Origin of the sequence: Streptomyces sp. NBC_01717 (assembly GCF_036248255.1) — a bacterium.
Lineage (GTDB): Bacteria > Actinomycetota > Actinomycetes > Streptomycetales > Streptomycetaceae > Streptomyces.
Genome location: NZ_CP109178.1, coordinates 4,653,348 through 4,665,729 on the forward strand (window position 1 = coordinate 4,653,348; position 12,382 = coordinate 4,665,729).

The following is a 12,382-nucleotide window of genomic DNA, read 5'->3' on the forward strand; positions in this document are numbered from 1 at the left end:
CGGTCAGTCCTCGTCCTTCTCCGTCGTCTGCGCCAGCAGCGCGCGCAGGCGTTCCTCGTCGCCCGGGGACAACGCCGAGACGAACCGGGCGAGTACGGCTTCGCGGTCCCGTTCGCCGTCCAGGACCCGGCGCATCCGCAGCGCGGCGAGACCGGCCTCGTCGGAGGCGGACGTCCAGGTGTAGGACCGGCCCTGGCGGGCGCGGGTCACGCACTTCTTCTCGTACAGACGGGACAGGATCGTGATGACGGTGGTGTACGCGAGGCCGCCGTCGAGGTGTTCCTGCACCCAGCCCGCCGTCGCGGGGCCGTTCGCCGAGCGCAGAACGGCGAGGACCTGAGCCTCCAGCTCGCCCTGCCCGCGCTTGCGCGGGCGCCGGCCGTCGGAGGGCGGGCCCGCCGGGGGCACGTTGTCGTGGGGCAGTTCGTTGTGCGGGTGGTGGCTGGCCCCGGCCGTGTCCATCGTGGTGACTGCCCTTCGTGCGATACCGCGTCGTCCACGGCGTCGCAGCATCGTACTGAAGGCCGGTTCCCGGACACAGCGGGCGATCATCCTGCTAACTTCTACACGTCTGTAGAGTTGGATCTCGTTCCGGCAACGCAACGCAACGTATGGAGACGTCATGGCACTGTGGGATCGGATCAAGGAATCCGCGACGACGATGCAGTCGCAGCTCGAGGCGAAGAAGAACGACCTGAAGAGCGGTGCGTTCCGGGACGCGAGCATGGCCATGTGCGCTCTGGTCGCCGCCGCCGACGGTTCCATCGACCCGTCCGAGCGCCAGCGCGTCGCCTCGCTGATCGCCTCCAACGAGGTGCTGCAGAACTTCCCGGCGGACGACCTGCAGCGGCGTTTCAACGAGTACGTCAACAAGCTCACCGCGGACTTCGCCTTCGGCAAGGTCAGCGTGCTCCAGGAGATCGGCAAGGCGAAGAAGAAGCCGGCCGAGGCCCGCGCCGTCATCCAGATCGGCATCGTCATCGGCGGCGCGGACGGCAACTTCGACAAGTCCGAGCAGGCCGTCGTGCGGGAGGCGTGCTTCGCGCTCGACCTTCCGCCCCACGAGTTCGACCTCTAGACACCTTCGTCGGGCATCCTCTCCAGGTCGGCCGAACAGCCCCCCGTACCGCCGGGAACACACCGCGATCCGACTGACCATCGGACCGCGCCCGGCCCTGCCGGGGACTCGCGACTCCCCCGAGCGAGTCCCCGGCCCATGTCCGACCGCACCGCGCCCGGCGTCGCTGCCACCCTCGGCAAAGCCACGCCCGCCGGGGCCGCCGACCGGTTCGGTACGTCCGGCCGTCAGGCGCGGACCGGTGCCGCGTCCTCGACCAACTGCGGGCGGGGCGCGCCCCTGCGGTAAAGGACCAGGGTGACCAGCAGCCCGAGGACGAAGTAGCCCGCCGACCACCAGTACGCGGTGGAGTAGCTGTGCAGCTGGGCCTGGGCGATGTTCGCGGGGGTCGGTGGCCGTCCGACGAGGTAGCTCGTGGCGGCGCCGGTGGCGAGCGAGTTCAGCAGCGCCGTACCGATGGAACCGCCCACCTGCTGGCTGGTGCTGACCATCGCCGAGGCCACACCCGCGTCACGGACCGCCACCCCGTACGTGGCCAGGTTCATCACGGTCGCGAAGACCATACCGAGGCCCAGACCGAGGAAGAGCAGGTTGGGCAGCACATGGGTGACGTAGCCGCTGGTCAGGTCCAGGCTCGTCATCCACACCATGGCGGCCGCGGCGATGCCCATGCCGAGCGGCACGATCGGTTTCGCGCCGAACCGCGGCACCAGCACATTGGTCGTCGTCATCGACGTCGCGATCATCAGGGCGACCATCGGGATGAACGCGAGACCGGTGGCGACCGGCGAGTAGAGCAGAGTCCTCTGCAGGTAGTACGTGAGGAACAGGAACACGCCGAACATGCCGCCGCCGGCGATGAACATCGCCAGATACGACGCCCCTCGGTTCCGGTTCAGCACCACCCGCAACGGCAGCAACGGATGCGCGGCCCGCGTCAGCCACCAGGCGAACGCCGCCAAGAGCACACCGCCCGCCGCGAGGAAGCCCCAGGTGTGCGGTGAACTCCACTGGTGGGACTCCGCGTTCGAGAAGCCGAACACGATGCAGAAGAGGCCCGACGAGACCAGGACCGTGCCCGGTACATCGAGCTTCGGACGGTGGGCGGGGGCCCCGGCGGTCAGCAGCCGGGCGCCGCCGGCAAAGGCGACCAGGGCGAACAGCAGGTTGACGTACAGACACCAGCGCCAGTTCAGGTACTCGGTGAGCACCCCGCCGAGCAGCAGCCCCACCGCGCCGCCCGTGCCCGCGATGGCACCGTAGATCCCGAAGGCCTTCGCCCGCTCGTTCGGGACGTTGAACGTCGTGGTGAGGAGAGAGAGCGCGGCCGGCGCCAGCAGCGCGGCGAACAGGCCCTGGAGGGCGCGGGCGACGACCAGGACCTCGAAGCCCGGGGCGGCGCCGCCGATCGCCGACACCACCGCGAAGCCGACCAGGCCGGTCAGGAACACGATCTTGCGGCCCACCAGGTCGGCTATCCGGCCGCCGAGCAGCAGCAGCGAGCCGAAGGCCAAGGCGTACGCCGTCACGATCCACTGGCGGTTGCCGTCGGAGAAGCCGAGGTCCTGCTGGGCGGAGGGCAGGGCGATGTTCACGATGGTGGCGTCCAGGACCACCATCAGCTGCGCCAGACCGATCACCCCGAGCACCCACCACCGATGCGCCGGTCCACGCTCACGCCCGGGCACGGGGCCGGCCGGCGAAGGGGTCGCGGTCCCTCTCACGCCATCCACGGAGCGTTCCCCCTCGAACGGCTCTCGCGCATGACGTGCATGACGGGCCATGTCCTGGGTCTCCCTCGGTGCGCACCCCGAAATCCCCCGCACTTCACGCTAAGCGCGGGTCAGGATCCCCGCATGCGGTGAGCAGCGCCCGGGTCCGGGCCTGCCGGGATCCGGCAGCGGGGCGGGCTGAACCGGGATCCGGCAGGGGGGCGGACCCGTCGGTCAGAGTTCCTTGGCCGGCCAGTCCAGCAGCCGGGCGCCGATCACCGCCGTCTGCAGCGTGTACCGGTGCATCGGGTCCGACGGGTCCGAACCGGTCAGCTGATGGACCCGCTCCAGCCGGTACGTGAGCGCCCGCACGCTCAGCGCCAGCTGCCGGGCCGTCTCGGCGGCGACACAGCCCGCGTCGAAGTACGCGGAGAGCGTCTTCAGCAGTGGTTCGGCGCCGCCGCGGGCCTGCTGGAGCGGGCCCAGCTGGCTGCGCACCAGATCGGCCATCGCCTGCCGGTCCCGGGTCAGCACCGGGTAGACCAGCAGATCGGCGGCGTACAGCACCGGATCGTCCAGGCCCATCCGGTCCCCTAGGTCGAGTGCGACGAGCGCCTCGTCGTACGACTGGACGACACCGCCCGGGCCCCGGTGCGGGCGGCCGACCGCGACCCGGCCGCCGTCCGTCGCCGCATGCGCCTGCTTGGCGAAGTAGCGCAGGACGTCAGGCTGGGAGCCCGGGGCTATACAGACCAGACGCCCGTCCTTGGTCGTCAGCAGGATCTCCCGGCCGTCGAAGCGAGCCAGCAGCGCCGACTCCACCTGCCGCGGCACGCTGTCCGTCTCGGTGTACGCCTGGGGGCCTGTCGCCACCGCGACCGCATGGGCACGTGACAGCCGCATCCCGAACCGGGTGGCCCGCTCGGCGAGCCGGCCCAGGTCGCTGCGCCCGTACAGAAGGTCGTCGATGAACTCGCGGCGCGCCGCCTCCTCCCGCCGTACGGTGAGCCGCTGGGCCCGCTCGAACCCTTCGGCGAACGAGTCGACGCACTGCTCCACCGCGGCCAGCACACAGTCGGTGGACGCCGGGTCGGTGGCGTCGGCGCTCGGCCAGGCGGCACGGGTCGCCGCCAGATGGAGACCGACCAGGGCGCGCAGCTGGAATCCGGCCTCGGCGGCCTCCCTGCCCAGGGCCCGGCGGCTCTCCAGCTCGTCGCGGGTCAGCCGGCGGCCGGTCGCGGCGACCTCGCCCAGGATGCGGGCGTAGCCCCCCAGATACTCGTCGGGGATCTCCGGCACCGGCACGGTCTGCCTCCAGTCTTGACGCGTCACTGACACTCGCTCAACGCATCCGGGCAGGTGCTGGTGCCCGGCATCAAGGACGTACAAAGATTGCCGGACTCCGGCAGTGCGGAGCAGCGGCGTCGGCTGTCACGATCGGGCCCAGCACCACCGGGGGAAACACGGGGGAGCACGGGGGATACGGGGGAAGACCCGGCTGCTGCGGCGCCGCTTGTCGGCGACGTCGCGGCACCGGGGTCACCTCCGGACGGCGCATCCACCGCACCCCCCGCTCACACGCAGGGGGAGTGGACCGATGCAGGAGTTCGTGGACGCGGCGCTCTCCTTTCCGACCGCCCTCTTCGGCGCGGCCCTGGTCGTCGTCATCTGCTTCTGGCTGCTGGTCCTGGCCGGTGCGGCCGACCACCACTCCTTCGACGCCGACCTCGACCCCGACCTGGCCGGGATCGGCGGCGTGCCGGTCGCCGTCTCGGTGTCCGTGATGATCGTCGTCGCCTGGTTCGCCGGCCTGACCGGCACCGTCCTGCTGCACCGCAGCTCGGTCACCGGCACCGCGCGCGCCGCACTCGCCTGCGCCGTGCTCGCCGGCGCGCTGCTGATCTCCTGGGCCGTGGTCCGACTGCTCGTCACCCACTACCGCCGCCGCTTCCCGGCCGAACCCCCGCCGTCCCGCCAGGACTTCCTCGGCCGGGTCTGCACCATCCGTACCGGCTCCGTCAGCTCCGACTTCGGCCAGGCCGAGGTCGCGGCTGCCGACGGGTCCACAGCGATCGTGCAGGTCAGGCAGTTGCGACAGACGGACGAAGCGGTCTTCACGGCGGGCAGTGCGGGGCTTCTCTACGCGTACGACGACGAGGGCGAGTTCTTCTGGGTCTCGCCCTACGACGTGACACTCGACCCGGGACCACCGACGCCACCGCGTACCCGCCCCCGCCGCACCGGCTGAGCCGCCGGCCGCCGCCGTACGCCGCGATCCGGCGCGCACACGGCTGCCCGCCGCCGCTCCGGCGCTGCGTCTCCTCTCACCTACCTCGCCTTCCTCACCAGCCGCCAAGGACTGTCATGGATGCCATCTCCCTGGGCTTCGGTGTGCTCATCGCCGTGGTCCTGCTCATCGCGATCGCTCTGCTCCTCGTCGTCAGCCGGCTCTTCCGCAAGGTCGAACAGGGCAAGGCCCTGATCATCTCCAAGACCAAGAAGGTCGACGTGACCTTCACCGGCGCCGTCGTCCTGCCGGTGCTGCACAAGGCCGAGTACATGGACATCTCGGTGAAGACGATCGAGATCCGGCGCACCGGCCGCGAGGGCCTCATCTGCCAGGACAACATCCGCGCCGACATCCACATCAACTTCTTCGTACGGGTCAACAAGACCGTCGAGGACGTCATCAAGGTCGCCCAGGCCATCGGCACCGAGCGGGCCAGCGACAAGATCGCCATCCAGGACTTCTTCGCCGCGAAATTCGCCGAGGCCCTCAAGACAGTCGGCAAGCAGCTGGACTTCGTCGATCTGTACACCAAGCGCGAAGAGTTCCGGGACCGCATCATCCGGGTGATCGGGACCGACCTGAACGGCTACCACCTCGACGACGCGGCGATCGACCACCTGGAACAGACACCGATGGCGCAGCTCGACAGCGCCAACATCCTCGACGCACAGGGCATCCGCAAGATCACTGAGCTGACGGCGATCGAGCACGTACGCACCAACGAGTTCCAGCGCACCGAGCAGAAGGAGATCACCCGGCAGAACGTCGACGCCCGCGAGACCATTCTGGAGCTGGAGCGCCGGCAGGCCGAGGCCGAGATCAAGCAGCGGCGCGAGGTCGAGACGCTGCGGGCCCGCGAGGAGTCGGCCACCGCCCGGGTCCAGGAGGAGGAACGGCTCGGCGCGCAGGCGGCGTTCATCCGTACCGAGGAACAGCTCGGCATCCAGCGCGAGAACCAGGCGCGGGAGATCGCCGTCGCGCAGAAGAACCGTGAGCGGGTCATCGCGGTCGAGAACGAGCGCATCGAGAAGGACCGGCTGATCGAGGTCACCGGGCGCGAACGGCAGACCGAGCTGAATCGGATCGCCGCGACGAAGGAGGTCGAGACGGAGCGCCGCGAGGTCGCCGATGTGATCCGGGAGCGGATCGCCGTGGACCGTACGGTCGCCGAGCAGGAAGAGTCGATCAAGACGCTGCGGGCCGTCGAGGAGTCGGAACGCACCCGCAAGTCGGTGATCATCGCCGCCGAGGCGGAGGCCCAGGAGAAACTGGTCAAGGACATCAAGGCGGCGGAGGCGGCCGAGGTGGCGGCCACCCACCGGGCGGCGGAGCAGCTGACGCTCGCCGAGGCCGGGCTCAAGAGCGCGGATCTCGACGCCCGGGCCAAGCTGCGGCTCGCCGAAGGCGTCCAGGCGGAGTCCGCGGCGCCGGGCCTTGCCGAGGTGCAGGTGCGGGAGGCGGCGGCAGACGTCATCGAGAAGACCGGTCTCGCCGAGGCGGAGGCCACGTCCGCCCGGCTCAGGGCCGAGGCGGAGGGCGCACGGCTGAAGGCCCTGGCGACCGCCGAGGGCACCCAGGCGCAGGCCACCGCGGACGCGGCGATGATCGGCGAGAAGCTGAAGGCCGAGGCGGCCGGGCTCACGGAGAAGGCGGCGGCCATGGCGGCACTGGACGACTCGTCGCGCGGGCACGAGGAGTACCGGCTGCGGCTCGCCGCCGAGAAGGAGATCCGGCTGGCCGGACTCGATGTGCAGCGGCAGGTCGCGGAGGCGCAGGCGACGATCGTGGCCGCCGGTCTGGAGAACGCCGACATCGACATCGTCGGCGGGGAGTCGGTCTTCTTCGACCGGTTGGTCTCGTCGATCTCGCTCGGTAGGAGCGTGGACGGCTTCATGGAGAACTCGGACACGGCGAAGGCCCTCGCCGGACCGTGGCTGAACGGGTCGTCGTCGTTCACGGAGGACCTGACCCGGGTGCTCGGGTCGGTATCCACGGGCGATGTGCAGAACCTGACGGTGTCGGCGCTGCTGATGCGGATGATGGCGGCGCCGGGCGTGGGAGCGGATGCCGGCCAGGTCCGGCAGCTGCTGGAGTCGGCGCGGAAGCTCGGGCTGGCGGATGTGCGGGTCGGGGCGTCGGCGGAGCCGCGTGACGGGGCGGCGGCGCGCAATGGGGCCCCGGTGGCGTAGCGGGGCGGGGCCGTCCGGCGGCCGGTCCGTCCTCGAACGCCGGGCGGGCCCGGGTCGACCGTCCCCGGGCCCGCCCACCACGCACTTCAGGCCCGCCCGGGCCGCGGTTCCGTCCTCGATCGCCGGACAGGCTCGACCTGCGGCGATCGAGGACAACATGCGGCCGGAGACCGCACAATCCGCAACCCACACCCGTAGGGAGCCGTACGCATGGACACCGACCCCGCCCTCACCGTGGACGCGGGCACCTACGACGTGCTGCGGCGCCGCCTCGCCGCACACGCCGCCGAACTCGCCCGACGGGCCGAAGCCCTCAACGCCCGCCGCACCGAGGCGTTCGGCTCGACGGAGCTGCGGTTGCTGGCCACCGAGCAGATCCGGACGGAGCAGCCGTCGCTGCCGCGCGATCTGGTCGCCGTGGGCGGCCAGTTGCTGTTCGGCTTCGAGCGCGGGCCGGGCGCGCGCGGCGAGGCCGCCGTCGCCGATGTACTCGCGCTGTACGGGCCGGACCTGGCCGGGAGTGGCGACACGCTCCTCGCCGACGAGGCGTTCGTACGCGAATTCACCGCCCTGCACCGCTACTTCCGCGACGCCCGCCTGCTCCGCCTGCGCCGTGTCGACGGCCGGCTGCTCGCCGTGTTCCGTACCGGCGAGACCGCCGACGACATCCGTGTCCTGCGCTGGGCGCTCGCCCCGGACGGCTCCCCCGGACCGTTCCTCGACGCGCGCGGCGACCGTGACCACGTCTTCCCGCCGTCGCACGACTTCACCTGGACCCCGGCGGGACGCGAGTCGCACATCCCCGGCCGGCACCCGCACATCGCGATCGGGGACAGCGGCGCCCTCTTCGTCGACACGCTCGGCGGCACCCTGACCGTGAAGACGGTCGACGACACCGACACACCCGACGGCATCTACGAGGAGCCGGTCACCGAACCGCTTCAGGCCCTCGCCGACGCCGACGTCGAGTACGCCGAGGTCGGGCCGCTGATCCTGCTGCGCATCCGCCCGTACAACGAGGACTCCTGGCGCCACCTGGTCTTCAACAGCCTGCTCTCCACCGTGCAGCGCCTCGACGCCATCGGTCCGGCCTGCCACCGGCTTCCCGAGGACCAGGGGATCATCTTCCCCGGCGGCACCTATCTCACCACCGGCACCGCGAAGACCTTCGACCTCGCCGAGCCGCTCGCCGACCCGGTCTTCGAGGGGGCCGTCCGGTCCCCCAACGGCGAGGACGTCCTCTACCTCTTCCGCTCCCGGGACGGCGGCCGCGGCCTGCTTCTGCCCTACAACCTGATCCGCCAGGAAGTCGCCGCCCCGCTGCTCGGCGGCGGTCACGCCCTGCTCGACGACGGCACGCTCGTCCTCCTCAAGGACGCGGCGTCGGCCGAGCCCGCCCGTGTGCACGCCGTGCAGCGCTGGCGGACCCCGTACGTCTCCGACACCTACGCCGCCTCCCGCCCGGCCGGGACGGGTCCGCTCGCCCGGGTCGGCAACGCCGATCTGGTCCGCGGCATCTCCGACTGTCTCGCCCTCGCGCACAGTGCCGCCGAGACCTCGCCGACCGCCGCCGTGTACGGACAGCTGGTCGCCGACTGCACCCGCGCCACCGACCGTAACCACTGGCTGGCCGACCCCGAACTCGGTGTTCTCGCCGCCCCGTTGAACGATCTCCGGGACACCGCGCAGCAGGTCCTCACCGAGTTCGAGACGGTACAGAAGCTCACCCAGCAGGCCACCGACGCGCTCGCGGAGTCGGCGGACCGGATCACCGCGCTCGTCCGCCGTATCCGCGGCGAAGCCCCGCGCTCGGCCGCCGCCTGGGTCTCTCAGCTCACCGAACTGCGCCGCGCGCACGGCCGCTTGGCGACGCTCGCCGAGATGCGATACGCGGACACCGACCGGATCGCCGCGCTCACCGCCGCCACCGCCGCCGACATCGGCTCGGCCGCCCAGCGCGCGGTCGCGTTCCTGAGCCGGGACGACGCGTTCACCGGCTACCACCAGGACATCGAGCAGCTCACCGCCGACGCCGTCGCGCTCACCACCGTGGTCGACGCCGCCGCGCTCGGCGACCGGCTGACGGAGATGACGGACGGGCTGGCGACGGTCACGGATGTCGTTACCGGGCTGGAGATCGGCGACGGAGCCGCCCGTACGTCGATCCTGGAGCGGATCGCCGAGGTCCTCGGCGGTGCGAACCGGGCCCGCGCCACGCTCGATGCCCGCCGCCGGGAGCTCCTCGACCACGAGGGGCGGGCGGAGTTCGCCGCCGAGTTCGCCCTGCTCGGGCAGGCGGTCACCGGCGCGCTGGCCGCAGCGGACTCCCCCGACGCATGCGACGAACAACTGTCCAGACTTCTCCTCCAGTTGGAGAACCTGGAGTCCCGGTTCGCCGAGTTCGACGACTTCCTCGCCCAGCTGTCCGAGCGGCGGACAGAGGTGTACGAGGCGTTCTCGGCCCGCAAGCAGACACTGCAGGACGCCCGCGCACGCCGCGCGGAACGGCTGGCCCGGTCGGCGGCCCGGGTCCTCGAAACGGTCTCCCGGCGCCTGTCCGCCCTCCCCGACCTGGACGCGGTCCACACATACTTCGCGTCCGACCCGATGGTCGCCAAGGTCCGCCGCACGGCGGACGAGCTGCGTGGGCTCGGCGACCCGGTGCGGGCCGAGGAACTCGAAGGACGGCTGAAGGCGGCCCGCCAGGAGGCGGGGCGGGCGCTGCGCGACCGCAGCGAGCTGTACGCGGACGGCGGAGCGACGATCCGGCTCGGTCGGCACCGGTTCGCCGTGAACACCCAGCCGTTCGACCTGACGCTCGTGCCGTCCGGGGACCGGCTCGCGTTCGCCGTCACCGGAACCGACTACCGGGCTCCCGTCACCGACCCGGCGTTCGACGCGGCCCGCCCGTACTGGCAGCAGCAGCTGCCGTCGGAGTCCCCGTCGGTCTACCGCGGCGAGCACCTCGCCGCCCGCCTCCTGGACGAGCACGGCGCGGAAGCGCTGGCCGCCCGCGCCCCGAACGAACTGACCATGCTGGTACGGGAGTCGGCGGCATCCGCGTACGACGAGGGATATCAGCGCGGCGTCCATGACGAGGACGCCGCCGCCATCCTGGCCACCCTGCTGCGACTGCACGCCGGGGCAGGTCTGCTGCGCGTCCCGCCGGCGGTGCGCGCGGCGGCCCAGCTCTTCTGGACATGGGAGGCGGACGACAACCTGCGCACCTCCTGGACGCGCCGGGCCGTCTCCCTGGCCCGGGCCCGCGAGACGTTCGGCCCGGCGCCCGCGATCACCGCGCTCCAGGAGGAGTGGGCGGCCAGGATGTGGGCGGATGACGCGCACACCGCCGCCGCATATCTCTTCGAGGAGCTGACCTCCGGCCCCGCCGGGTTCGTGACGAGCGGCGCCGTCCGCACCTTCCTGGAGAAGTTCCGCCGCACGACCGGAACTTCGGCATACGACGAGGACCTGTCCGCCCTCCGCGACGACCTCCCCGCGCGCCGCCAGCTCGTCGAGGGCTGGCTGACCTCGTACGCCCGCACGGGCGGCGCGGACATCTCGGGCGGTGACCTCGCCGAGGCGGTCGCCGTGGAACTCTGCCCGGAGCCGGGAACCGAGCGATACGACTGCGAGGCGCCGATCGCCGCGACCGTGGACGGCCTGCTCGGCGTCCACCCCCGCATCGACCGGGGCCGTCTGACCGTGCGCCTGGACGAACTCCTCGCCCGCACAGCGAAGTTCCGTACGACCGCCGTCCCCGGCTTCCGCGCCTACCAGCGGCAGCGCACCACCCTCGTCGCCGCCGAACGGGCCCGGCTGCGGCTCGACGACCACCGGCCGCGGGTGATGTCCGCGTTCGTCCGCAACCAGCTCATCGACGAGGTCTACCTGCCGCTGATCGGCGACAGCCTCGCCAAGCAGCTGGGCACGGCCGACGCCGACCGGCGCACCGACTCACAGGGCCTCCTGCTGCTCGTCTCGCCACCCGGCTACGGCAAGACGACCCTCATGGAATACGTGGCCGACCGGCTCGGCCTGGTCCTCGTCAAGATCAGCGGCCCCTCGCTCGGCCGCGAGGTCACCTCCCTCGACCCGGCGCAGGCACGCAGCGCGACGGCCCGGCACGAGATCGAGAAGATCAACTTTGCACTGGAAGCGCGCAACAACACGCTCCTCCACCTCGACGACATCCAGCACACCTCGCCCGAACTGCTCCAGAAGTTCATCCCCCTCTGTGACGCCACCCGCCGCGTCGAGGGCGTACGGGACGGCGAGCCGCGCAGCTACGACCTGCGGGGCAAGCGGTTCGCGGTGTGCATGACGGGCAATCCGTACACCGAGTCCGGCGAGCAGTTCCGGATCCCGGACATGCTGGCGAACCGGGCCGACGTGTGGAACCTGGGCGAGGTGCTGAGCGGCCGCGAGGACGTCTTCGCGTTCAGCTTCGTCGAGAACGCGCTGACCGCCAACCCGGTGCTGGCACCTCTCGCCGGCCGCTCCCAGGAAGATCTCGCGCTGCTCGTGCGCCTGGCCTCCGACGCGGACCCTTCCGCGATCGCACGCACGGACCGTCTCGACCACCCGTACACACCCGCCGAGCTGGACCGGATCGTCTCGGTCCTGCGCCACCTGCTGACCGCCCGCTCCACCGTTCTCGCGGTGAACGCCGCATACATCGCCTCGGCCGCACAGACCGACGCGACGCGCACCGAGCCGCCGTTCCGGCTGCAGGGCTCGTACCGCAACATGAACAAGATCGCCGGACGGATCGTGCCCGTGATGAACGACGCGGAACTCGCAGCGGTCATCGAGGACCACTACGCGGGGGAAGCCCAGACCCTCACCGCCGGCGCCGAGTCCAACCTGCTGAAACTGGCGGCCCTGCGGGGAACGCTCACCTCCGAACAGGCCGACCGGTGGGCGGCGATCACCGCCTCGTACGTACGCACCCAGGCACTGGGCGGCCCGGACAGCGACCCCATGACCCGGGCGGTCGCCGCCCTCGGTCTGCTCGCGGACCGGATAGCGGCGGTCGAGTCGGCGATCCGTCGATCCGGCGAGCCGATCAACGGGCCGAAGATCACCGACCGGACACTCTGAGTCGAACACC

Annotated in this window: 7 protein-coding genes; 4 read left to right on the forward strand and 3 right to left on the reverse strand. The window is 71.5% G+C overall.

Features of this window, described 5'->3' with window-relative positions:
• Window positions 1-3: 3 nt before the first annotated feature.
• The gene (locus tag OHB49_RS21085; RefSeq protein ID WP_329162167.1) at window positions 4-462 is read right to left on the reverse strand and encodes a BlaI/MecI/CopY family transcriptional regulator; all 459 of its coding nucleotides are present in this window, start codon (window positions 460-462) and stop codon (window positions 4-6) included.
• Between the two features lie 160 nt (window positions 463-622).
• On the opposite strand from OHB49_RS21085, the gene OHB49_RS21090 reads away from it, so the two are divergent.
• Entirely contained in the window at window positions 623-1,078 is a 456-nt protein-coding gene (locus OHB49_RS21090) for a tellurite resistance TerB family protein (protein WP_030972604.1), read from the forward strand.
• Window positions 1,079-1,305: 227 nt separating this feature from the next.
• Here the strand turns inward: OHB49_RS21090 and OHB49_RS21095 are convergent, their stop codons facing one another.
• Together OHB49_RS21095 and OHB49_RS21100 are read right to left on the reverse strand one after the other, a co-directional pair.
• On the reverse strand, window positions 1,306-2,727 hold the full coding sequence (locus OHB49_RS21095; RefSeq protein WP_030972602.1) for an MFS transporter: 1,422 nt from the start codon (window positions 2,725-2,727) through the stop codon (window positions 1,306-1,308).
• A 297-nt stretch (window positions 2,728-3,024) separates the two neighbouring features.
• Window positions 3,025-4,095: a PucR family transcriptional regulator gene (locus OHB49_RS21100; RefSeq protein ID WP_329162168.1), complete on the reverse strand. Its 1,071-nt coding sequence runs from the start codon at window positions 4,093-4,095 to the stop codon at window positions 3,025-3,027.
• 292 nt (window positions 4,096-4,387) lie between these two features.
• Here OHB49_RS21100 and OHB49_RS21105 point away from each other — a divergent pair, with 292 nt between their 5' ends.
• The 3 genes from OHB49_RS21105 to OHB49_RS21115 all read left to right on the forward strand — a co-directional run bounded on the left by OHB49_RS21105 (window position 4,388) and on the right by OHB49_RS21115 (window position 12,372).
• Window positions 4,388-5,038 (forward strand): hypothetical protein, encoded by a 651-nt coding sequence (locus OHB49_RS21105; RefSeq protein ID WP_329162169.1) that lies wholly within the window; start codon window positions 4,388-4,390, stop codon window positions 5,036-5,038.
• Window positions 5,039-5,154: 116 nt separating this feature from the next.
• Complete coding sequence (locus OHB49_RS21110; protein ID WP_329162170.1) at window positions 5,155-7,269, forward strand: flotillin family protein; 2,115 nt, start codon at window positions 5,155-5,157, stop codon at window positions 7,267-7,269.
• A gap of 210 nt (window positions 7,270-7,479) precedes the next feature.
• On the forward strand, window positions 7,480-12,372 hold the full coding sequence (locus OHB49_RS21115) for a DNA repair ATPase (RefSeq protein ID WP_329162171.1): 4,893 nt from the start codon (window positions 7,480-7,482) through the stop codon (window positions 12,370-12,372).
• The last annotated feature ends 10 nt before the right edge of the window (window positions 12,373-12,382 follow it).